General features: G+C 70.0%; 21 protein-coding genes. 18 read left to right on the forward strand and 3 right to left on the reverse strand.

Annotated elements, in window-relative coordinates:
- Positions 1–188: 188 nt before the first annotated feature.
- A complete protein-coding gene (locus AOK24_RS00510; protein ID WP_055718024.1) occupies positions 189–632 on the forward strand; it encodes a hypothetical protein in 444 nt (147 codons plus the stop codon).
- A 13-nt stretch (positions 633–645) separates the two neighbouring features.
- On the opposite strand, the gene AOK24_RS00515 is transcribed toward AOK24_RS00510, so the two are convergent.
- Positions 646–1,056 carry an SgcJ/EcaC family oxidoreductase gene (locus AOK24_RS00515; protein ID WP_079056611.1) on the reverse strand — a complete coding sequence of 137 codons (411 nt, stop codon included), beginning with the start codon at positions 1,054–1,056 and terminating at the stop codon, positions 646–648.
- Between the two features lie 131 nt (positions 1,057–1,187).
- On the opposite strand from AOK24_RS00515, the gene AOK24_RS00520 reads away from it, so the two are divergent.
- Entirely contained in the window at positions 1,188–2,255 is a 1,068-nt protein-coding gene (locus AOK24_RS00520; RefSeq protein ID WP_055718026.1) for a cytochrome c oxidase assembly protein, read from the forward strand.
- A 36-nt stretch (positions 2,256–2,291) separates the two neighbouring features.
- Here AOK24_RS00520 and AOK24_RS00525 read toward each other — a convergent pair whose 3' ends face one another.
- Together AOK24_RS00525 and AOK24_RS00530 are read right to left on the reverse strand one after the other, a co-directional pair.
- A complete protein-coding gene (locus tag AOK24_RS00525; protein WP_055718027.1) occupies positions 2,292–2,534 on the reverse strand; it encodes a twin-arginine translocase TatA/TatE family subunit in 243 nt (80 codons plus the stop codon).
- A gap of 1 nt (position 2,535) precedes the next feature.
- Positions 2,536–3,585: a sporulation protein gene (locus tag AOK24_RS00530; RefSeq protein ID WP_055718028.1), complete on the reverse strand. Its 1,050-nt coding sequence runs from the start codon at positions 3,583–3,585 to the stop codon at positions 2,536–2,538.
- Between the two features lie 381 nt (positions 3,586–3,966).
- Here AOK24_RS00530 and AOK24_RS00535 point away from each other — a divergent pair, with 381 nt between their 5' ends.
- The 16 genes from AOK24_RS00535 to AOK24_RS00605 all read left to right on the forward strand — a co-directional run bounded on the left by AOK24_RS00535 (position 3,967) and on the right by AOK24_RS00605 (position 22,581).
- Positions 3,967–5,286, forward strand: coding sequence for a hemolysin family protein (locus AOK24_RS00535; RefSeq protein ID WP_055718029.1), 1,320 nt, complete (start codon positions 3,967–3,969; stop codon positions 5,284–5,286).
- The gene (locus AOK24_RS00540) at positions 5,283–6,302 is read left to right on the forward strand and encodes a hemolysin family protein (RefSeq protein WP_055718030.1); all 1,020 of its coding nucleotides are present in this window, start codon (positions 5,283–5,285) and stop codon (positions 6,300–6,302) included. Before AOK24_RS00535 ends, AOK24_RS00540 begins: the two co-directional genes overlap by 4 nt.
- Positions 6,303–6,473: 171 nt before the next feature.
- On the forward strand, positions 6,474–7,649 hold the full coding sequence (locus tag AOK24_RS00545; RefSeq protein WP_055718031.1) for an extracellular solute-binding protein: 1,176 nt from the start codon (positions 6,474–6,476) through the stop codon (positions 7,647–7,649).
- Entirely contained in the window at positions 7,646–8,635 is a 990-nt protein-coding gene (locus tag AOK24_RS00550; RefSeq protein WP_240553589.1) for an ABC transporter permease, read from the forward strand. Before AOK24_RS00545 ends, AOK24_RS00550 begins: the two co-directional genes overlap by 4 nt.
- Entirely contained in the window at positions 8,632–9,444 is an 813-nt protein-coding gene (locus tag AOK24_RS00555; protein ID WP_055718032.1) for an ABC transporter permease, read from the forward strand. Before AOK24_RS00550 ends, AOK24_RS00555 begins: the two co-directional genes overlap by 4 nt.
- Positions 9,441–10,568, forward strand: a complete 1,128-nt coding sequence (locus AOK24_RS00560) for an ABC transporter ATP-binding protein (RefSeq protein WP_079056609.1) — start codon at positions 9,441–9,443, stop codon at positions 10,566–10,568. The genes AOK24_RS00555 and AOK24_RS00560 overlap by 4 nt, the downstream gene beginning before the upstream one ends.
- Positions 10,565–11,215: a glycerophosphodiester phosphodiesterase gene (locus tag AOK24_RS00565; RefSeq protein ID WP_055718033.1), complete on the forward strand. Its 651-nt coding sequence runs from the start codon at positions 10,565–10,567 to the stop codon at positions 11,213–11,215. The genes AOK24_RS00560 and AOK24_RS00565 overlap by 4 nt, the downstream gene beginning before the upstream one ends.
- Positions 11,208–11,990, forward strand: coding sequence for an inositol monophosphatase family protein (locus tag AOK24_RS00570; protein ID WP_079056610.1), 783 nt, complete (start codon positions 11,208–11,210; stop codon positions 11,988–11,990). The genes AOK24_RS00565 and AOK24_RS00570 overlap by 8 nt, the downstream gene beginning before the upstream one ends.
- Positions 11,991–12,101: 111 nt before the next feature.
- Positions 12,102–12,287: a hypothetical protein gene (locus AOK24_RS48250; RefSeq protein ID WP_133258202.1), complete on the forward strand. Its 186-nt coding sequence runs from the start codon at positions 12,102–12,104 to the stop codon at positions 12,285–12,287.
- A complete protein-coding gene (kdpF, locus tag AOK24_RS00575) occupies positions 12,284–12,373 on the forward strand; it encodes a K(+)-transporting ATPase subunit F (protein WP_010351568.1) in 90 nt (29 codons plus the stop codon). The genes AOK24_RS48250 and kdpF overlap by 4 nt, the downstream gene beginning before the upstream one ends.
- A gap of 6 nt (positions 12,374–12,379) precedes the next feature.
- A complete protein-coding gene (gene kdpA / locus AOK24_RS00580; RefSeq protein WP_055718034.1) occupies positions 12,380–14,059 on the forward strand; it encodes a potassium-transporting ATPase subunit KdpA in 1,680 nt (559 codons plus the stop codon).
- Positions 14,056–16,173 carry a potassium-transporting ATPase subunit KdpB gene (gene kdpB / locus AOK24_RS00585; RefSeq protein WP_206191118.1) on the forward strand — a complete coding sequence of 706 codons (2,118 nt, stop codon included), beginning with the start codon at positions 14,056–14,058 and terminating at the stop codon, positions 16,171–16,173. Before kdpA ends, kdpB begins: the two co-directional genes overlap by 4 nt.
- Before the next feature lie 5 nt (positions 16,174–16,178).
- Positions 16,179–16,811 carry a potassium-transporting ATPase subunit C gene (locus AOK24_RS00590; RefSeq protein ID WP_055718036.1) on the forward strand — a complete coding sequence of 211 codons (633 nt, stop codon included), beginning with the start codon at positions 16,179–16,181 and terminating at the stop codon, positions 16,809–16,811.
- 15 nt (positions 16,812–16,826) lie between these two features.
- The gene (locus tag AOK24_RS00595; RefSeq protein WP_055718037.1) at positions 16,827–17,510 is read left to right on the forward strand and encodes a response regulator; all 684 of its coding nucleotides are present in this window, start codon (positions 16,827–16,829) and stop codon (positions 17,508–17,510) included.
- A 266-nt stretch (positions 17,511–17,776) separates the two neighbouring features.
- Positions 17,777–20,758: a golvesin C-terminal-like domain-containing protein gene (locus tag AOK24_RS00600; protein WP_240553590.1), complete on the forward strand. Its 2,982-nt coding sequence runs from the start codon at positions 17,777–17,779 to the stop codon at positions 20,756–20,758.
- 197 nt (positions 20,759–20,955) lie between these two features.
- The gene (locus tag AOK24_RS00605) at positions 20,956–22,581 is read left to right on the forward strand and encodes a serine/threonine-protein kinase (RefSeq protein ID WP_055718039.1); all 1,626 of its coding nucleotides are present in this window, start codon (positions 20,956–20,958) and stop codon (positions 22,579–22,581) included.
- Positions 22,582–22,668: the final 87 nt, after the last annotated feature.

The raw sequence follows: 22,668 nt of genomic DNA on the forward strand, positions 1-22,668 counted from the left end.
CCACTAGGCATCGTTGCCCCCTCTCGTTCGCAACCCAATGTAGAGCATGCCGTCAATCGAACAACTATCCATCAGCATGTATGCGACTGAACTGGTTGCGACCAACTCACCTGCGCCCCTAGCCTCATGAGCACGAGCCGTTATTCCGCGGCTCTTGACTGGCGAACCGTCAGGAGGCATCCCCACCCATGCCCGCCTACGTGGAACCCGGCGCCGGCGACGGAGCCCCCCACTACCGCGAGAACAACGGCTTCCGCATCCCCGCCGAGATGTCCCCCGCGAGCGCCGCCGACGCCCAGCGCGAGGCCGCCCGCATCGAACCCGTCCTCAAGCGCCTCTGGCAGCAGAAGAAGTGGGACCCCGCGACGGTCCGCACCGCGATGCTCCAACTCGGCTACAAGGAAGAGCACTTCGACGCGAAGGGCCAGTCCCTGGGCGGCACGCTCCAGGTGAAGCCGATGGACTCCCGGTACGAGAACGGCGGTTACGTCACCCCCGAGGGCGCCCGCGTCGGCCTCCGCGTCCACGACGACGCCTGCGTCACCGCGTTCGTCCAGAAGACCAACTACCAGGTGTCGACCAACGGCCCCTACCTGGAAGGCGGTTGCTTCGAGCCGCAGGGCGGCCACTGAGCGGCCCGGCCGGCTACCCGGCCTTCACCTCCGTGTTCTGGCACGCGTGCAGCAGCCACACCCCGTCGCCCCGCCTGCTCATCACGTAGAGCGGGGCGCCCTCGGAGCCCACCCCTTCCGCCGACCGGTACACCTGGCGCACCTTGACCGCCGCCACATCGGGCCGCAGGAACTGGATGCGCACCGGCTCGTAAGCGACCTCCCCGTCCCAGCTCGCGGCAGGCAGCACGGCCCGCGTGAACTCGGCGATCGCGTCGAGCCCGACGAGCACCTTGCCGTGCCCGGTCGTCCAGAGCGCCTCGGGGTGGAACAGCGAGAGAAACCCCTCTACGTCCTTGGCGCGCTGGGTCCGCTCGACTTCGGCGACGACCTTCTCGATCGCCGCGACGTCGGCCGCTTCGGTGTCTGTCGTGTTCGTGTCCATGCCGCCCATCCTTGGACCTCAAGCAAAGTCGAGGTCAAGGGCAGGTCGTCGGCTTCCCTCCCGCGTCCGTCATACCTGAGAGGTAGTACTACCGTTTTGCCCCGGAGCAATACCTGAGAGGTACGACCCTGATGAGCGCCCTGCCCGCCGCGACCCCCGGCCACTTCCTCACCGCCTGGCAGCTCGACGTCCCGGCGCTGCTGCTCATCGCCGCGCTGGGCGGGGCGTACGCCTGGGGTGTGGTGCGGCTGCGGGGACGCTGGCCGGTCGTACGGACGCTCACCTTCGCCGTCCTCGGCCTCGGCACGCTGCTCGTCGCGACGATGTCGGGACTAGCCGTGTACGACCACGTCCTGTTCTGGCCCGCCGCCGTCCAGAACATCCTGCTGGACCTCGTCGCCCCGCTCGGCCTCGCGCTCGGCGACCCGCTACGGCTCGCGGTCGAGGCGCTCCCGGAGCGGGCTGCGAGCCGGGTCCGGCGGGCGATGACCGGCCGGGTCGTACGGGCGCTGACGTTCCCGCTCGTCAGTACCGCCCTCGTCCTGCTCACCGAGCTGACCGTCTACTTCACGCCGTACTTCTCGACGGCCCTGCGCGACGGCTGGCTCCACGAGCTGATGTACCTCAACCTGCTCGCCGCCGGATGCCTGTTCGTCGTACCCGTCCTCACCAAGGAGGAGACGCTCCCGGCCTGGTGCACCCACCCCGTGCGCGCCGCGCTGGTCTTCCTCGACGGCATCATCGACGCCGTGCCCGGCCTCGTCGTCATGACGCACGGCTCGCTCATCGCGGGCGCCTGGTACCTGCACCACCACCCCGGCTGGGCGCCGAGCGTCCGGTACGACCAGCAGCTCGGCGGCGGCGTCATGCTGAGCATCGCCGAACTCGTCGCGCTGCCCTTCCTGTTGGCGATCCTCGTGCAGTGGGCGCGCACGGAACGCGTCCAGGCGGCGGCACTCGACCGCCGCCTCGACGAGGAACAGGCGGCCCGCGCCGCCCGCTCCCACACCACCGCCCGCGCCGCCGACGCCGGTGACACCGGCCGCGCCGGTCAGCCCGCCCGCGCGGATCACCCCGGTCGGCCCGGTCACCCCGGTCACTCCAGTCACTCCGAAGAGGCAGACCGGGTACGCCCCTGGTGGGAGACGGAACAGAACGAGGTCGCGTCCAGGATCCGCCGCCACCACGGGGACGACTGACCCGCCGGGAGACCTGAGTACTACACGGGTACTACCTCAGGACGCCGCCCGCTGATCCGGCGGCACCTCACCCCGCTTCACCGTCTCCCCCCGGACGACCCGAGGCGTACCCTCGCCCGCCTCGGTCACCTCGTTCCCCTCCTCCTCCGCCGCCCGCGCCTCCGCCTTGAGGATCCGCGCCGACTTCCCCGCCGACCGCGCCAGGTCCGGCAGCTTCTTCGCGGCCAGCACGGCTATGACGACGATCAGAATGACCGCCAGCTCACTGAGCCCGAACACGTCAGTCCTCGCCCTCTTCGTCGTCGCCCTCGAAGAAGTCGCCGACCTCGTCCACGACCTCCGCCGCGACCATCCCGCCGACGACACCGACCGCGAGCCCGGCGGCCCCGGCCGCGATAGCCGTCCCCACACCCGGCCCCGAACGCCGGTGCTCCTCGTGGCCGACGGCGCCGCCGTGGCCGTACGGGTCGTGCTTGCCGGGCTCGCCGTACGCCCCGTACGACGCCTGCTCCCCGTAGCTCCCGGGTACCCCCGGTCCGGCGTACCCCGTACCCCCGTACCCGTACGACCCCCGGTGCTCCGCGAGCTGCCGTACCCACCCCTCGACCTCGGCGTTCCAGTCGCGGACGTCCTGGTGACCGACGACGTGGCGGCTCAGCGTGTCCGAGGAGGAGTACCCCGCACGTTTGTCGGCCTCAAGTACTACCTCCACCCCGGAGGGGCCGGCCAGGAAGGTCACCTCGATCTCGTTGAAGACGCCCGCGTACTGGGGCGACGGGGTGATCTCGATCTCCTGGTAGAAGGGGAGCTGCTGACCGGTCCCGGCGATCCGGCCGTACTCCAGGTCGGCGGAGCGGAAACCGAAGCCGAGTTGGCCGAACGCCTCAAGGACCGCCTCCTGCGCGGGCAGCGGCGTGACGGTGAGCTGGTCGAGGTCGCCCTTGTCCTTGGCGCCGGCGACCGCCAGCTCCGTACGCACCCCGAGTACTACGCCAAGAGGCTGACCGTACAGCTCGGTGACCGGGGTCTCCCAGGGGAGCGTCAGGGTGAAGGGGATGCTGCGGGTCTCGCCCTCGGTGAGCCGGAAGCCGCCGCCGACGACGGTCCGGTCGAAGACGGCGACGCCGTCGCTCTCACCCTCCTCGTGCTCGACCTCCACCCGGGCGACGAGTTCGAGCGTGAGGTGCTCGATGTCGAAGCCGGCGCTGCCGCCCTTGAGGTGGACCTGACCGGACAGGGCGCCGCCGGGGCGGACGGGGGCCGGGTCGAGGACCGTGTCGACCGTGGGGCCGCCCACGCCGAGCGAGCCGAGCAGTCGCTTGAACACCATCGTGGCGTCCACTCCTTCATCACGGGCCGGTACGCGCGAGGTTCTTCACGCGTGAGCCTTCTACATTCAAGTAGAAGCAGCATAGGGTCGGTGGTACGGGACGGGGCAGAGGCTTCGCGCCCGTGAGCCGGGAACGGCTGAAAACGGTTGCTGTGCGTTGCTGTGCACACAGGTGGGGCCGGTCTTCCGCCGGGCGCGGGAACCGGGTCTCGGCCACAATCGTTGCCATGGTGAACGTTCGGAGTGAACGTTTCTTCGATCAAGGAGTGAACGCGTGTCCGCCAGATCGACGGACTCCCCGGGACACAGTCCCGGACCATCCCGCTCATACCTGAGTACTACGGGTCTCACAGACCACGGCGCCCGGCGGGGTGGTGTCCGATGAGCGCCGTGGAAGCCTGGCTCGGCCTGCTGGCCGTGCTGGTCCTCACGCTGGGGACCGGGTACTTCGTCGCCCAGGAGTTCGCGTACGTCTCCGCCGACCGGCTGGCTCTCGCGAGGGAGGCCGAGAAGGGGGACCGGAGAGCCACCCGGGCGCTGAAGGTGCTGGAACGCCTCTCCTTCATGCTCTCCGGCGCCCAGCTCGGCATCACGGTCACCGGTCTGGTGGTCGGGTTCATCGCGGAACCCTCCGTCTCCGCGCTGCTGAAACCGCTCCTCACCGACGTCGGCGTCCCCGAGGGCGCGGTCGGCGGGATCTCGGTCGTCCTCGCCTTCGTGCTCGCGACCGTCGTCCAGATGGTCATCGGCGAGCTGGCGCCGAAGAACCTCGCCATCGCCGTACCCGAGCGGCTCGCGAAGGCGCTGGCCGGCTCGACCCTGACGTACCTGAAGGTCGTCGGTCCGGTGGTGCACGTCTTCGACGGCGCCGCGAACCGGCTGCTGCGCAAGGCCGGTATCGAGCCGGTCGAGGAGCTGCACCACGGTGCGACGCTGGAGGAGCTGGGCCATCTCATCGGAGAGTCCAGGGAACAGGGCGAGTTGCCCACCGCGACCGCCCAACTCCTCGACCACGCGCTGGAGTTCTCCGAGCGGACGCTCGACGAGGTGATGGTGCCGCGCGCCGACGCCGTCTTCGTCCGCAAGGACGCGACGGCGGCCGAGGCCGTCGAACTCATCGCGAAACACGGCCACTCGAACTATCCGGTCCTCGGCGACCACCCCGACGACGTCGCGGGGGTGCTGGGCGTACGGGAGTTGATGGCGCTGCCCGCCGATCGGCTGGCGGTCACGGCGGCCGGAGCCGCGGCCCGCCGCCCCCTGCTGCTGCCCGACACGCTCCCGTTGCCCGACGCCGTTGACCACATGCGCACCGGAGACGACGAGTTCGCGGTCGTCCTCGACGAGCACGGCGGCGTCGCCGGCATCGTCACCTACGAGGACATCGCCGAGGAACTGGTCGGGGACATCGCCGACGAGAGCGACCGCATCACCGAGATCGCCGTCGCGGACGGCGACGGCTGGCTCGTCGACGCGGGCCGCCGTCTCGACGAGGTCGCCGAGGCCACCGGCGTGGTCCTCCCCGAGGAGGAGGACTACGACACCGTCGCGGGCCTGATCGTCGACCGGCTGGGCCGCTTCCCGACGGTCGGGGACAGCCTGAACATCCCTCTTACGGATGGGAGTTCGGCCACGATCGACGTCCGTACGCTCGACCGGCACGTGCCGGAGCGGGTCCGCCTGGAGGTGCGGTCGTCATGAGCTTCCCGATGGCACTCTTCGTGACCCTTTTGCTGCTGGTCGGCAGCGGGTTCTTCGTCGCCGCCGAGTTCGCGCTCGTGGCGGCCAAACGGCACCGCATGGAGAAGGCGGCGGCCGAAGGGCAGCGCGGCGCCGGCGCGGCCCTCGCGGGCATGCGGGAACTGTCGTTGATGCTGGCGGGCGCCCAACTCGGCATCACCGTCTGCACGTTGGGGCTCGGCTCGGTGTCCAAACCGGCGATCTCCCACGAACTCGACCCGCTCCTGCACGACTTGGGTCTGCCGAGCGCGCTCAGCTACGGCATCGCCTTCGCTGTCGCGATGATCGTGGTTGTCTTCCTGCACATGGTCGTCGGTGAAATGGCCCCGAAATCCTGGGCGATCGCGCATCCCGAGCGCTCGGCGATGCTGCTGTCCCCGATGTTCCGGGGCGTCGTGAAGGCCGTCCGGCCGGTCATCCGCGTCCTGAACGCGCTGAGCAACGCACTGGTCCGGCTCTGCCGGGTCACCCCGCGCGACGAGCTGGCGTCCGTCCACAACCGGGAGCAACTCGCCCACCTCGTCGAGGAGTCGGAGCGGCTCGGGCTGATCAGCAAGGACGACTCCGAGCTGATCACCAACTCTCTGACGGAGCCTCAGCTGCCGGTCGCCGAACTCCAGGTGCCCGCCGCCGAGATCACGTCGGTCCCGGCCGACGCGGACGTCGAGGCGATCCTCGCGCTCACCACCGCCCACGACCGCAGCCGCCTGCTGGTCCGCGACGGCGACACGGTCGTCGGCTCGGTGCACGCGCGCGACGCCCTCGTCGCCCGCTCCCGGCACCGCTCCACCACCGCCCGGGAGCTGTCCCGCCCGGTCCCCGAACTGGCTCCGGAGAACACCGTTGCCGAGGCGATCGAGCAACTCCGGCGCCGCCGGGCCACGTTGGCGGTCGTACGGGACGAACAGGGCCGGCTCACCGGGCTGGTCACCCTGGACGACCTGCTGGCGCGGCTCCTGCATCCCCAAGGCGCCTGATGACGGCCGCTTGAAGGCCCCAGGTAAGAGCGGTGCAAATGGGGCGTAAGGTGACAGGGAATGGCTCTCCAGGCGTCACTCCGGGTTCACCCGGAGGTTCCTGTGCCCGGTCGGGTGTGGTGCTTATCGTGCGGAACACCCCCTTCCGTATCGATTGGCCGGAGCCTCACCATGTCCCACCGGATTCCCGTCCGGACCGCAGTGTCCGCCCGTTCCGTGCGTACGGCGGTCGCCGTGCTGTGTGCCGGGGGGCTCGCCCTCGCCGCCTCGGCGTGTTCGTCGGCCTCGGCGAGCGGCGGCTCGGACCGCCACCTCACCGCGTACGTCGGCGGGGACACGAACATCCAGAAGCTGTGGCAGGACATCGTCGTCCCGGCCTTCGAGAAGGCGAACCCCGGCTACCAGGTCAAGGTCGTCTATTCGGCGCACGGTGTCGCCGACGCCGCGACGCTCGCGAAGCTCCAGGCCGCCGCGAAGACGAAGCGCGACGCCGGGTACGACGTCATCGAGTCCTCGATCACGCCGGACGCGGCGGCGGCGGGCCTGTTGACAACGGTGTCGTCGGCGAATGTGCCGAACCTGAAGAAGGTGGACCCCTCACTCCTCGGTCCGGTGGACAACGCGGCCGTTCCCTACCGGGGCTCCTCCGTAGTCCTCGCGTATGACGCCACCAAGGTGAAGACCCCGCCGAAGACGTACGACGACCTGGTGGCCTGGATCAAGGCCAACCCCGGCAAGTTCGCCTACAACAGCCCCTCCACCGGCGGTTCCGGCGGCTCGTTCGTAGAGACGACCCTCGACCGGCACCTCGACGCGGCGACCCTGAAGACCTTCCAGACGGGGTACGACGCCTCGCTGGAGTCCAAGTGGGACGCCGGGTTCACCGACCTCAAGGGTCTAAACGGGTACGTCTACGGTAAGGGGGTCTACCCCAACGGCAACCAGGCCGTCCTCGACCTCCTCGCCAAGGGGCAGATCTCCATCGCGCCGGTCTGGTCCGACATGTACCTCTCCGCGGTCCAGAACCACACGCTCGACCCGACCGTGAAGTTCACCCAGATCTCCTCGCCGACCTTCACCGGCGGCGCCTCCTACATCGGCATCCCCAAGGGCGGCACCAAGCAGAAGGCCGCGCTGAAACTCGCCGACTTCTTCCTGGAAGCGGCCCAGCAGGACGCGATCGTCAAGAACCTCGCCGCCTACCCGGTGATCCCGCTGGCCGAACTCCCGAAGGCAACTGCCGCCCGTTTCACGGGAGTCGACGTCACCAAGCTGCGCCCCGGCTACTCCGGCAAGACCGGCAACGACATGAACAACCTGTGGCAGCAGAAGGTCCCCGGCCAGTGAGTTCCACCGAACGCGTACGGGGTCGGGGCGCGGGACGTCGCACCCCGGGCCCCGGCCCGGCCGGCGCGACAACCCGGCCGGCGAGCGGCGTACGACGCCAACGCCCCCGCCCCGGCGGCCTGTTGGTGCTCCCGCCGCTCCTCCTGGTCGCCTTCTTCGTCGGTATCCCGGTCGTCTCCGGCGTGCTGTACACGCTCGGCCACTTCGGCGGCCTCAACTCCGTCATCGCCGCGATCGGCCTGCACCAGCACGCCGCCGACCACTGGTGGGGCACCCTCGGCGCCTACCGCGAGGTCCTGACCGGCGACGCCTTCCTGCGCAGCCTGACGGTCACGGTCGAGGTCACCCTCCTGAGCGTCGTCGCCGTGTTCGCGCTCGCGCTGACCGTCGCCCTGTACGCGCGCCTCACCGGCGGACGCACCGCGAAGATCGTCAGCGCCCTCGCGATCACCCCGCTGTTCCTGCCCGCGGTGATCGGCTCGTACGCGATCCTCACCTTCTACGCGGGCGACGGCGCCTTCACCACCCTTGCGCACGCGCTGGGCTGGAGCCACGCACCCCGCCTCAGCTACACGATCTGGGGCGTGGTGATCGGCCAGGTGTGGACCAACCTGCCCTTCGCGGTCCTCGTGCTGTCCTCGGGGCTGGCCGCCGTACCGGACGCCCTGATCGAGGCGGCCCGGGACGCGGGGGCGGGTCGTACCCAGGTAATACTCCGGGTGCTCCTGCCGATGGCGGGCGTACCGGCCGTCATCACCGCCGCGTTCACCACCATCTCCGTACTCGGGAGCTACACCGTCCCCTACCTCGTAGGTCCTACGGCGCCGACGATGCTCGGGGTGCAGCTCGCGAACACCTTCCAGTCCTACAACCAGCCCCAGCAGTCCCTGGTGATGGCCGTCGTCGTGTTCGCGCTGGCCTCGCTGGTAGGGGTGGCGTACGTCCGGGCCAACGTCCGCGAGGCCAGGAAGGCGGCGGCCCGATGACCGTACGCATCCTCCGAAAGACCCTCACCGGCCTGGGAGTCGGGCTCCTCGCCCTCTTCGTCCTCGGCCCGCTGCTGTGGCTCTTCCCGCACGCGTTCGCCGGCACCTGGCGCTATCCCGGACTCCTCCCGCAGGAGTGGACGCTGCGCTGGTGGCGGGCCGTCGCCGACAACCCCGACCTGGTCGCCGCCGTGCGCTGGAGCTTCGTCTTCGCGCCGGTCGCCACCCTGCTGTCGGCGGTCGTCTGCCTGCCCGCCGCGTACGCGTTCTCCCGGTTCGACTTCCCCGGCCGCCGCTTCTTCCTCGTCGCGCTGTTCTCGGTGAACGCCTTCCCGAAGATCGGCCTGTACGTCGCGATGGCGTCGCTCTTCTACACGCTCAACCTGATGACGACGTTCTGGGGCGTCGTCATCGTCCAACTCCTCGGCACCGTCGTCTTCATGACGTGGCTGCCCGCTGCCGCGTTCTCCTCGGTGCCGCGCAGCCTGGAGGAGGCCGCGCGTGACGCGGGAGCCGGTCCGCTGACCGTGTTCTGGCGCGTGACCCTGCCGATCGCCCGCCCCGGCATCCTCGTCGCGGTGATCCTCTCCTTCCTCGCCGCGTTCGACGAGGCCCAGGGCACGCTGCTCGTCGGCGCACCGGTCTACCTGACCATGCCGACCGCCATGTACAGCATGGTCACCAACTACCCCGAGGGCGTCGCGGCCGTCTTCTCGCTCCTGCTGTCCATCCCGTCCGTGGTCCTGCTGTTCGGCGTACGCCGGCACATCATGGGCGGCCATCTCGCCGAAGGGTTCCAACTGCGATGAATTCAGGGCTGGTTCTGGCCGGACTCAGCAAGACGCTCGGCGGCCGGACGATCGTCGACGGCCTCGAACTGCGCGTGGAACCCGGCGAGATGGTCTGCCTGCTCGGCCCCTCGGGCTGCGGGAAGACCACAACTCTCCGCATGGCGGCGGGATTTCTGACCCCCGACTCCGGCCGGGTCGAGATCGGCGGCACCGACTACGCGGCCGTCCCGCCCGAACGGCGGCCCACCGCCATGGTGTTCCAGAACTACGCCCTCTGGCCGCACATGACCGTCGCGGGCAACGTCGGCTTCGGCCTCAAGATGCACAAGGTCCCCAAGGACGAGGCGAGACGGCGCGTCACCGAGGCCCTCGACCTGGTCGGCCTCACCCACCACGCCGACAGCTATCCGGCCCGCATCTCAGGCGGCGAACAGCAACGCACCGCCCTGGCAAGGGCGTTGGCACTCCAGCCCCAACTCCTGCTGCTGGACGAGCCGTTGTCCAACCTGGACGCCAAGCTCCGCGAACGTGTCCGCGAGGAGATCCGCGACATCCAGCAACGCCTGGGCATCACCACCCTGTTCGTCACCCACGACCAGGACGAGGCCCTCAGCGTCGCCGACCGCATCGCCGTCATGAACGCGGGCCGCATCGAGCAGTACGCCGCACCCGACGACCTCTACCGCACGCCGGCCACCCTCTTCACCGCGGAGTTCGTCGGCAGCCTCAACCGGCTCGACGAGGTCACCGCCGACCAGGGTGTCCTGCGCCACCCCGACGGCACGGAACTCCTGCGCTGCGCCGAACTGGTGGGACCCGCCGGGCCGGGGAAGACGGTCGGTATCCGCCCGGAGGAGATCCGGATAGGAGCCGAGGACGGCAGCCCGGCGGTGGTTACCCGGGTACTTCCCAGGGGGCACTTCACGGAGGTCGTGCTGCGGCTGGAGACCGGCGGGGTAGCTCTCAGGTCGTACCTCACAGGGGGTACGCCCGGGGTGGGGGAGCGGGTACGGGTCTCGGCCGGGCGCGCTCTGTCGTACGACGTACCTGAGAGCGACGTACCTGAGAGTGACGTGCCGGGGAGCGACGCCCGGAAGCACGGCACACCCGAGAGCTACGACGCCCAGGGCGCCGCCGCGTGAGCGCCCTCGCCGTCGCCCACCGGGGCGACCCCCGAGGCGCCGTCGAGAACACCCTCGCCGCGATCCGGCTCGCCTCCGCCGCCGGGCCCGGCGCGATCGAGGTGGACCTGAGACGTACCGCCGACGGCGTCCTCGTCCTGCACCACGACGACGACCTCAGCCGCCTCTGGGACCGCCCCGAGCGCGTCGCCGACCTCACCCTGTCCGAGCTGCGCGCCCTCGCCCCCGAGGTCCCCACCCTCGCCGAGGCGCTGGGGACCGCCGACCGGCCGCTGCTCCTCGACACCGGCGACCCCGGGATCGCGGTCGCCGCCCTCGCCGAGACCGGCGGAACCGGCGCCATGTTCTGCGGCTCGGCCGAGGCGATGGCCGCCGTCCGGGCCCGGGACGACCGCGTCACCCTCTTCCTCAGCTGGTACGGCGCCGAACCCCCGGCCGAACCGGTCCTCACCGCCGTACGCCCCCAGTACTACAACCCCGAGCACCGGTTCCTGAGCTCTGAAGAGGTACGGGTATGGCATACCCGGGGCATCAAGGTGAGCTGCTGGACGGTGGACGACGCCGCCCGGCGGGAAGAACTGATCTCCTGGGGCGTGGACGCGATCATCAGCAACGACGTGGAAGGCGTGGTGAAGAGCTGTGCGTGACGAGGTGGACCTCGACGCGGCGATGGAGGTCGCACAGGAGCTGGCGTACTGGGCGTCGGAGGTGATCCGCCGGCCTCGTCCTCAGGAGGTACGCCAGAAGGACGGCCCGGCGGACATCGTCACCGACCGCGACGAGGAGGTGGAGGCACACGTCCGCGAGGTCCTCACCCGCGCGTTCCCGTCGTACGGGATCGTCGGCGAGGAGTACGGGACCACGGACGGCGTCCCCGACGCGCCGCACTGGCTGATCGACCCCATCGACGGCACCACGAACTACGCGCACGGCATCGGCTGGTGCTCCTTCTCCCTGGGCCTCGCCGCGCCCGACGGCAGCCCGCTGCTCGGCGTGGTGGCCGACCCCTGGCGGGGCGAGGTCTTCACCGCGCTCAAGGGCCGGGGCGCTCACCTGAACGGCGTACCTCTGAAGGCCGACCCGCACACGACCCTCACGGGCCACGTCTTCATGACCGAGTGGGCCGCGCACCGGCACTGGACCGGCCTCGACGCCCTCCTCGCCGCGCTCGCCGAGCGGCACTGCACGGTCCGCGTGATGGGCTCCACCGCCCTCTCCCTGGTCCAGGTCGCGGCGGGCCGCGCGAGCGCCGCCGCGATCGGCGAGTTCCACCCGATCGACGGCCTGCCCGCCCTGCTGATCGCGACCGAGGCCGGCGCCGTGGCCCTGCCGGAGCTGCCCGCGTACGACACGCCGCTGCTGCTGGCGTCGCCGGGGGTCGCCGAGGAGGCGGCGGAGCTGCTGCGGGCCGCGCGGGCGTGAACCGTACGGCTCAGGTCGTACACCTGGGGTGTTAACCCTCGCGGGGGATGCCGCACGTCCCCCGCGAGAGCTACCCCGTATGGGACCCGTCAAAGGGGCGTCCGGCGCCGTATGGGACCCGTCAAGAGGGGTCGGAAACCGCCGGTCCGGGAGGTTTCCTCGAATGCGTCCGATCCGCTTGCGGATGCATTCGATCCTTCTCAGGAGCTCGCGATGGCCGACCTGGCCTTCGTCGTCACCACGGTCGCGGTGTTCGCGCTGGTGGCTCTCGCCGCCAAGGGGGTGGCGAAGCTGTGACCGTCGAGAACGTCGTCGGCCTGATCGTGGCCGTCGCCCTGCTGGGCTATCTCGTCCTCGCCCTGATCTTCCCGGAGAGGTTCTGAGATCCCATGGGTCCCGTACTCGCGGGAGTTCTGCAACTCCTCGCACTCATCGGCGCGTTGGCGCTCGCCTACGTCCCCCTCGGCAACTACATGGCCCGGGTCTACTCCAGCGGCGGGCACCTGCGCGTCGAGAAGTGGATCTACCGGGGCATCGGCGCCAACCCCGACACGGAGATGACGTGGCCCGCGTACCTGCGCGGGGTGCTCGCCTTCTCGGCCGTCGGCGTGCTGTTCCTGTACCTGCTCCAGCGCCTCCAGGGCATCCTGCCCGGCTCGCTGCACTTCGACTCGGTGAACCCGGCGCAGTCGTTCAACACGGCCGTGTCGTTCGTGACGAACACCAACTGGCAGTCGTACTACGGCGAACAGACCATGGGCCATGTCGTGCAGACGGCCGGGCTCGCCGTGCAGAACTTCGTCTCCGCGGCCGTCGGCATCGCGGTCGCGGTTGCGCTCGTCCGCGGGTTCGCGCGCTCGCGGACCGGTGAACTCGGCAACTTCTGGGCCGACTTGGTGCGTGGAGTCACCCGCATCCTGCTGCCCGGCGCGGCGCTCGCGGCCGTCGTCCTCGTCGCCTGCGGCGTGATCCAGAACTTCTCCGGCATCCATGAAGTCGGTCAGTTTTTCAACGGGCACAGCATGGGGGGTTCCCAGCAGTGGAACGGCGGCGCGGTCGCCTCGCAGGAGGCCATCAAGGAGCTCGGCACCAACGGCGGCGGCTACTTCAACGCCAACTCGGCGCACCCCTTTGAGAATCCGACGCCGTTCACCAACCTCTTCGAGATCTTCCTGATCCTCGTCATCCCGTTCTCGCTGACCCGGACGTTCGGCGTCATGGTCGGCTCGGTGAAGCAGGGCTACGCGATCCTCGCGACGATGGCCGCCATCTGGGTCGGCTTCGTCGCGCTGATGATGTGGACCGAATTCGCCCACCACGGACCGGCGTTGGAGGCGGCGGGCGGCGCGCTGGAGGGCAAGGAGGTGCGCTTCGGGGTCGGCGGATCGTCCCTCTTCGCGGTGTCGACGACGCTCACCTCGACCGGCGCGGTGGACTCCTTCCACTCGTCCTTCACCGGCCTCGGCGGCGGCATCGCGATGCTCGGCATGATGCTGGGCGAGATCGCGCCCGGCGGCACCGGCTCCGGCCTCTACGGCATGCTGATCATGGCGATCATCGCGGTGTTCATCGCCGGCCTGATGGTCGGCCGTACGCCCGAGTACCTCGGCAAGAAGATCGGCGCCCGCGAGATCAAGCTCGCCGCCTGCTACATCCTCGTCACCCCGGCGCTGGTCCTGGTGTTCACGGCCGTGTCGATGGCGATGTCGACGCCGCCGCACTCGATGCTCAACTCCGGTGCGCACGGCTTCTCCGAGGTGCTGTACGCGTTCACGTCGGCCGCGAACAACAACGGCTCCGCGTTCGCCGGACTCAACGCCAACACCGACTGGTACAACACAACGACCGCGCTGGCCATGGCACTTGGGCGGTTCCTGCCGATGGTGTTCGTGCTGGCGCTGGCCGGCTCGCTCGCCGAGCAGCGCCCCGTACCGGCGACGGCGGGCACGCTGCGCACCGAAAAGCCCTTGTTCACCGGCCTGTTGGTCGGCGCGATCCTCATCATCACGGGGCTGACCTACTTCCCGGCGCTGGCGCTGGGACCGCTGGCGGAGGGGCTGGCGTCATGACGACTCGTACGAAGGACCAAGAGGACGCGATGTCCACTCCCACCCTCGCACCGCACCAGGACGCGCCGGCCGGCCGGGACTCCGCCCAGAACCGGGTGGGCGCAGGGCTGTTCGACCCGAAGCAGTTGCTGAAGTCGCTGCCGGAGGCGTTCCGCAAGCTCGATCCGCGGGTGATGGTCAAGTCGCCCGTGATGTTCGTGGTGTGGATCGGGTCGGTGCTGACGACCGTCTTCTCCTTCAAGGACCCTACGGACTGGTTCGGTTGGACGATCAGCGTGTGGCTGTGGCTGACCGTCGTCTTCGCCAACCTCGCGGAGGCGGTCGCCGAAGGACGCGGCAAGGCGCAGGCCGACACGCTGCGCAAGGCCAAGACCGACACGGTCGCGCGCAAGGTCGACGGGACCCAAGTCCCGGGCACGGAGCTGAAGATCGGGGATCTCGTCGTCTGCGAGGCGGGTGACGTCATCCCCGGTGACGGCGACGTCGTCGAAGGGGTCGCCTCGGTCGACGAGTCGGCGATCACCGGTGAATCGGCCCCCGTCATACGGGAGTCGGGCGGTGACCGCTCCGCCGTCACGGGCGGGACGAAGGTCCTCTCCGACCGCATCGTCATCAAGATCACGACGAAGCCCGGCGAGACGTTCATCGACCGGATGATCAACCTCGTCGAGGGCGCCGCCCGGCAGAAGACGCCCAACGAGATCGCGCTGAACATCCTGCTCGCCTCGCTGACCATCGTCTTCCTGCTCGCCTGCGCCACGCTCCCGCCGTTCGCCACCTACGCGGGCACCCACCTGACGATGGTCGTCCTGGTCGCGCTCCTCGTCTGCCTGATCCCGACGACGATCGGCGCGCTGCTCTCCGCGATCGGCATCGCCGGCATGGACCGGCTCGTGCAGCGCAACGTACTCGCCATGTCCGGCAGGGCAGTTGAAGCCGCCGGGGACGTCTCGACGCTGCTGCTCGACAAGACCGGCACCATCACCTACGGCAACCGCAGGGCGGCCGAGTTCGTGCCCGTGCGCGGTACGACCGAGGCCGAGGTCGCCGACGCCGCGCAGCTGTCGTCGCTGGCCGACGAGACCCCCGAGGGCCGCTCCATCGTCGTCCTCGCCAAGGAGAAGTACGGGCTGCGGGAGCGCCACGAAGGGGAGTTGAGCCACGCCGAGTGGATCGCCTTCACCGCGCAGACCCGGATGTCGGGCGTCGACCTGGACGGCCGTAAGGTCCGCAAGGGGGCAACGGCCTCCGTCGTGGCCTGGGTTCGCGAACAGGGCGGTGAAGTCGCCGCCGACGCCCAGGAGCTGACCGACCGGATCTCCCAGGCGGGCGGCACCCCGCTGCTGGTCGCCGTCGAAGACGCCGACGGGGCCCGGGTGTTGGGCGTCATCCACCTCAAGGACGTCGTCAAGGACGGCATGCGGGAGCGGTTCGAGGAACTGCGCCGGATGGGCATCCGCACGGTGATGATCACGGGCGACAACCCGCTGACCGCCAAGGCGATCGCCGAGGAGGCCGGGGTCGACGACTTCCTCGCCGAGGCCACGCCCGAGGACAAGATGGCGCTGATCAAACGGGAGCAGGCGGGCGGCAAGCTGGTCGCGATGACCGGCGACGGCACCAACGACGCCCCCGCCCTCGCGCAGGCCGACGTCGGCGTCGCGATGAACACCGGTACGTCGGCCGCGAAAGAGGCCGGCAACATGGTCGACCTCGACTCCGACCCGACCAAGCTGATCGAGATCGTCGAGATCGGCAAGCAACTCCTCATCACCCGGGGCGCGTTGACGACGTTCTCGATCGCCAACGACGTCGCGAAGTACTTCGCGATCATCCCGGCGCTGTTCGCGGCCGTCTACCCGGGCCTGGACAAGCTCAACATCATGGACCTGTCCTCGCCGAACTCCGCGATCCTGTCGGCCGTCATCTTCAACGCGCTGATCATCATCGCGCTCGTGCCGCTCTCCCTGAAGGGCGTGCGCTACCGGCCCGTCAGCGCCGACAGGTTGCTGCGCCGCAACCTCACGATCTACGGACTCGGCGGGCTGATCGCGCCGTTCATCGGCATCAAACTCATCGACCTCCTCATCTCCCTCATCCCCGGGATCGGCTGACTCCCATGAACAACTCCCTTACCAACACAGCCAGGTTGCTGGTCGCAGCCCTGCGGGCGCTGCTCGTGCTGACCCTGGTGACCGGTGTGATCTACCCGCTGGTGGTGACGGGGATCGCCCAGGCCGCCTTCCGCGGCAAGGCCAACGGCTCCGAGATCAAGTCCCAAGGAAAAGTGGTGGGTTCGTCGCTCATCGGCCAACAGGGCTACAGCCTCGACTACTTCCAGGGGCGGCCCGCGAACGGCCTCGGCGAGAACTCCGTCAACACCCGCTACAAGCTGCTGCTTTCGGGCGCGACGAACCTGTCTGCCGACAGCGGGACGCTGCTCAAGCAGGTCGACGACGCGAAGGCGAAGGTCGTCAAGGACAACTCGGTGCCGGGGTACACGGTGAAGCCGTCGGACGTACCCGCCGACGCGGTCACCTCCTCCGGCTCGGGCCTCGACCCGGACATCTCCCCGGCGTACGCCGAACTCCAGGTCCACCGAGTGGCGTTGAACAACCACCTGCCGCTCGCGGCGGTCGAGAAGCTGGTCGACGACCACACCGAGGGCCGCACCCTCGGCTTCATCGGCGACCCCCGGGTCAACGTCCTCCAACTCAACATCGCTCTCAAGGCACTGGTGGCCCGGCAGTGAGGAAGGCGCACTGAGATGACGCGGGTGCTGGTGGTCGAGGACGACCCGCAGCTCGTCCGAGCCCTCGTGATCAACCTCCAGGCACGGCGCTACGACGTCGACGCCGCCCCCGACGGCACGACGGCCCTGCGCCTCGCCGCCGCCCGCCCGCCGGACGTCGTCCTGCTGGACCTCGGCCTGCCCGACATGGACGGCGTCGAGGTCCTCAGGGCGCTGCGCCTGTGGACCCGCGTACCGGTCATGGTCCTGTCGGCCCGGCAGGCCTCGGAGGACAAGGTGGCGGCGCTGGACGCGGGGGCGGACGACTACGTCATCAAGCCGTTCAGCATGGACGAGTTGCTGGCCCGGCTGCGGGCCGCCGTCCGCCGTACGGAGGAGACGCCGCTGGCTCCCGAGTCCACCCGGGTGGAGACGGACGCCTTCACCATCGACCTCCTCGCCAAGAAGGTCGTACGCGGGGGCCGGGACGTGAGGCTTACGCCGACCGAGTGGCACCTCCTGGAGATCCTCGTCACCCACCCCGGCCGCCTCGTCACCCAGAAGTACCTCCTCCAGGAGGTCTGGGGTATCACCCGGGGCAACAAGACCAACTACCTGCGCGTCTACATGGCCCAGCTCCGCCGGAAACTGGAGACGGACCCCTCCCACCCCCGCTTCCTGATCACCGAGCCGGGTATGGGGTACCGCTTCGAGGGGTGAGCAGGTGCCGGGGGCGTGGGGATATGGCTTGTTCAAGGTTTCCGGGGGGTTTCCCGCCGCCCGTGGATGTTTCGTGGATACCGATCGGTACAGCAATCGCCGGTCCGATCCGGTCATAGTGGACTGATAACTTCCGTTTCATCGGCCCCGGCCCTCCGTGCTGTGCGGCCACCAGACCTTCGCCGATGCGCGTGCCGCATCTGGACGGAAACGGAATACCCTTGCGCGTCTTTCGTGAGAACACAGGAGGAAGGCACCGCTGGCAGGTGCCGAAAAGCAGGCGGGGACGGATAGCGGCGGCCGGCGTGATGTCGGTGCTCGCCACGGCGATCGTCGCCCCTCTCGCCTCGGCGACGCTGAGCGGGCCGTCGTCGCCCGACGGCGCCGCCCCGCCGGACCGGGTCACGGACACCTCCCAACTCCCGTCGAACTGGCGGAAGTCGGGCGACCGGATGGTGACCTACGACGGTGACGCGACCGGATTCCACGTCCTCGTCGCCGACTCCGCACACGCCTACGCCTGGCGCACCGCCGCCACGCTCTCCGAGCCCGGTATCGACACCGACCAGTGGATCGGGCAGACCTGCGTGACCGGTTCGGGCGACAAGGCGGTCGTCGTCTACGCGCCCCGCCAGGCCGCCAACGACCAACAGGGCTTCCAGGAAGGCGCGTTCGCCGCCGTGGTCGACCTGACCGACGGCGCGGTGACCAAGCTTCCCGAACTGGTCTCCCTCGCCTACTTCAACCCCGGCTGCGGCGACGGCGAACAGGCCGTGCTGACCCGGCCGCAGGGTGACGACACCCAGCTGCTGACCGTCGACGCCGGACAGGGCAGGATCGTCCGACAGCAGTCCGTGGCAGGGCAGTTGACCTCGGCCGTGCCCTTCGGGACCGGGATCGCCGCCTCGTCCGGCGACTCCGTCGTCTCCGTGAACGGCAAGGGCGACGTCCGTACGCTCACCCGGGCCGGCGGCAGGCCGTTCCGGCTCGTGCCCGACGCGCAGACCGGCCTCGCCTACCAAGTGCCCTCCGGGGACAAGGCAGTTCAGGTCCGTCGCGTGACCGCCGACGGAACCGACCGAGTGCTCGGTTCGGGCGCGCTCGGCACCCTCGCGGTGCACGGGACCGGCGGGCAGGTCTTCGTCACCGGCGCCGACGCGGGCGACAAGCTCAAGAAGGCGGATCTGCCGACGAGTTGGCGGACCCTGGACGACGTACCCGCGTCCGCCGAGGTGTCCACGAAGGGCGCCCTCGCGCTGACCGGCGTCGGCAACGGCACCGAAGCGGCGGGCGCCGAGCCCGGCGCGGTCGCGGACACCGGGACCGCCCAGCCCGTCGGCATCGACGCCCTCGCGACCGGTACCGGCGCCGACTTCGCGTTCCGCGTGAAGCCCGAGGCGCTCCAGGTGGCGCAGGGGCTGACCCGGTCACCGGCGCTCGGTGGCCCCAAGTCCGGCGCGGGCAAGGCGAGTTCGGACGCCGGTGTGCACACCAACAGCGTCCGCACGGAGCCCGTGGGCACCCGGACCGGCGGACAGCCCCCGGCCGATGACCCCGCCCACAGCACGACCGACCCCGACCGCGCCTGCGCGGTCACCCGCAACGACCCGAATCTCCAGTCCCTCCAGCCCTCCCCGCAGATGGTCGAGTGGGCGACCGACCTCGCCGTCCAGGGCAGGCTCGACGTGCGCCGCCGCAAGGGCTGGAACGGCGCCGACCTCGCGTCGTACACCCCGCAGGGCATGTTCCCGCCGCTCCAGCTCAAGGGCGGCGGACGGGTTCCCGCGCAGATCATGCTCGGCGTCCTCGCGCAGGAGTCCAACCTCGTGCAGGCCACGACGCGGGCGTCCGCGGGCGAGAGCGGCAACTTCGTCCAGGGCGGCTACTACGGCAACGCCGGCAGCGTCCACACCATCAACTGGGCCGGTGCGGACTGCGGTTACGGCATCGCGCAGGTCACCAGCGGCATGGCGAAGTCCGACACGACGACCTTCACCCCCGAGCAGCAGAAGGCGATCACCGTCGACTACGCGGCGAACATCGCCGCCGGGCTGCGCATCCTCCAGGACAAGTGGAACCAGCTCCACGACAACGGCGTACTCGCCAACGGCGGCGACCCGCAGTACCTGGAGAACTGGTGGTTCGCGCTCTGGGCGTACAACAGCGGCTTCAACCTGCCCAGTACGACGGACAGTTCGGCGCCCTGGGGCCTCGGCTGGTTCAACAACCCGGCCAACGGCCTCTACCCGGCGGACCGGAAGATGTTCCTCTCCTCCGGGTACGCGGACTCGCGTACCCCCAACCTGTGGACCTACCCCGAAAGGGTGATGGGCTGGGCGGCGTACTCCCTCCAGAAGAACGACCCGGAGACCGGCAAGCCCGTCCCCCAGTTCACCGTCGGCTCCTGGCCGACCGGCAACGCGCCGGACGCGCAGCCCGCGCACGACACGTTCTGCGCGCCGGACGTCAACAACTGCGACACCAGCAAGCCGCACCAGGTACCCGGCTCCACCCAGCCGGTGGGACCCTGCCAGCGCGACGACTTCAAGTGCTGGTGGAACAAGCCGGTGACCTGGACCGACTGCGCGAAGACCTGTGGTACCGAGGTACTCACGTATGAGGCGACCGACCCGGAGCCGAAGGTCACGCCGGCCCACCCGGCGGCCTGCACCTCCACCCTGCCGCCGAACGCGCTGATCGTCGACGACGTCCCGAACACCGTGAAGTTCCGCGTCGGGTCCGCCAACCCCTGTGCGGGGAAGCGGAACTGGGTCAGCCGGGGCACGCTGACGTTCACCTTCGGCTCGGCCGTGCAGAACGGGGCGACGGTCTACCCCTCGAAGATCGACTTCCACCAGCTCGGGGCCGGGTTCGGCGGGCACTTCTGGCTCACCCACACCCGGGTGCCGACCTTCACGGACTCGGTCGTCACCGGCACCTGGACGCCCGACCGCACCCTGAAGGGCTGGGCCCGGGTCATGGTCCACCTGCCCGACCACCAGGCCGACACCCCCTCGGCGACCTACCGCATCGACCTCGGTGACGGCACGGTCCTGGAGAAGACGGTCTCGCAGGACACCGGCGGCAAGAACACCTGGCTCTCCCTGGGGTCGTACGACTTCCGGGGGACCCCCAGCGTCTCCCTCAGCTCGGCCACGGCCGACGGTACGGGTGACGCGGCGATCGCCTGGGACGCGCTGGCCTTCGTCCCGCAGGCCGGCACGCCGTCGGACGCGGTCACCCCGTAGTACCCCCGTACCCGTAGTACCCCGGTAGGGGGTGCCACCGAGGCCGGGGAAGGGAACGCCCTTCCCCGGCCTCTGCTGTGCGCGGGCCCCGGAAACCGGCGCGTGAGCAGCTGATTCGCCAGCCCTCTGGACCTGCCGGGGCTGTCCGCCCCTTAGGCTCCTGCTGATCGTTCGAACAGCAGGGGGGATGGACGGCCTTGGGGAACGAGGGCGGCGGATTCGAGGCGCTCCAGCGGGACGACCCTCAAGTCGCGGGCGGATACCGGCTGGTGGCGCGCCTGGGTGCCGGGGGCATGGGGCGGGTCTATCTGGCGTACACGCAGGGCGGCCGGGCCGTCGCGGTCAAGGTCGTGCGGCCGGAGCTGTCCGACGACCCCGTCTTCAGGAGGCGGTTCCACCGCGAGGTGAAGGCCGCTCGGCGCGTACGGGGCGCGTACACAGCGGAGTTGGTCGACGCCGACGCGGACGGCGTACCGCCCTGGCTCGCCACGCTCTACGTGCCCGGGCCGTCGCTGTCCCAACTCGTCGCCCGGCGCGGGGCGTTGCCGGTGCCGGCGGTGCTGTGGCTGATGGCCGGGGTCGCCGAGGCGCTCCAGGCCATCCACGAAGTCGGCGTCGTCCACCGGGACTTGAAGCCCTCCAACGTCCTGCTCGCCTCCGACGGGCCCCGGGTCATCGACTTCGGGATATCGACGGCCCTCGACAGCACCGTGCACACCACGCAGGGCGCCACCATCGGCACACCGCAGTTCATGGCACCGGAACAGGCGTCCGCAGGTGAGATCACCCCGGCGGCCGACGTGTTCTCCCTCGGCCAGACCGTGGCGTTCGCCGCACTCGGGGAGCCGTTGTACGGGAGCGGTACCGCGCTCAACGTGATGTACCGGATCGTGAACTCCGCCCCCGACCTGTCGGCGCTGCCCGAACAGCTCCGGCCGGTCCTCGCGCGCTGCCTGGCCGCCGACCCCGAGGAGCGGGCCACCCCCGCGGAGGTCGTCGCCTGGTGCCGGCGGGAGCTGGGGCCCGAGGCTGATACCTCCGGGGGACCGGAGGTATGGCGTGACGTGGTGGGGCCACCGGTGCCGGCGCCCGAGCCCACGCTCGTACCGACCCTCTCGGCCACCAACCCGTGGGCGCCTCCCTCCGAAGTACTACGCCCCTCCGAGGTACGAGATCCCTCCGAGGTACTACGGGCAGGGCGGCGCCGCACGCGGCTCATCGCGGGCGTCGGCGCGCTGATGGCCGTTCCGCTGCTGGCGGCGCTGGCATGGCTGGGGTCGGAGATCTCGGAGCTGAACCGTGGCAGGGACGGTGCGTCCTCCTCGGCCGCGCCCTCGCCGTCGGCCTCGGGGAAAGACGCGTCGGAGAAGGCCCTCCCGGACGGGGCCGCCGGTGGCGAGGCGGCGGGATCGGCCGGACAGCCGGTCTCCGGCCTGCCGGAAGCGGTCGCGCATCCGCTGGTGAGGCTGGACGAGAAGAACTCGATCAGCCTCGACGCGCAGGGGCAACGCGACGACCGTAAAGGGGATGTCCGGCTCGTCTGCGGCAACTCCCGTTGCACCTTGCGGAGTAGCACCAGCGCGATGGGTTATCTCCCAGCCGAGCCGACCAATTCCTATGAGGAGTGCCGCCATTACCTCGCGGGGTCCAGTACTCGCAGCAGTGAACTCCCGCTCGTCGTCGTGGCTGAGGGGAGCCGGATCTGCGTCAAGCACCGTTCCGGAGCCATCGGCATGCTCGTGATCCAGATCAAGTCGACCTACCTGCCCGACAGCGGGGTCAACTTCCTGATGGGGGACCTCACGGTCTGGCCGACATCCTAGGGCTACCTCTCCAGAGCTACCCCCTCCGGCGGGCGCCCCGCGCTTCCCGCCCCCTCACTATCATCCGCACGTGGAACGACCCCGAAG

This window comes from Streptomyces niveiscabiei (assembly GCF_001419795.1).
Taxonomy (GTDB): Bacteria; Actinomycetota; Actinomycetes; order Streptomycetales; family Streptomycetaceae; genus Streptomyces; species Streptomyces niveiscabiei.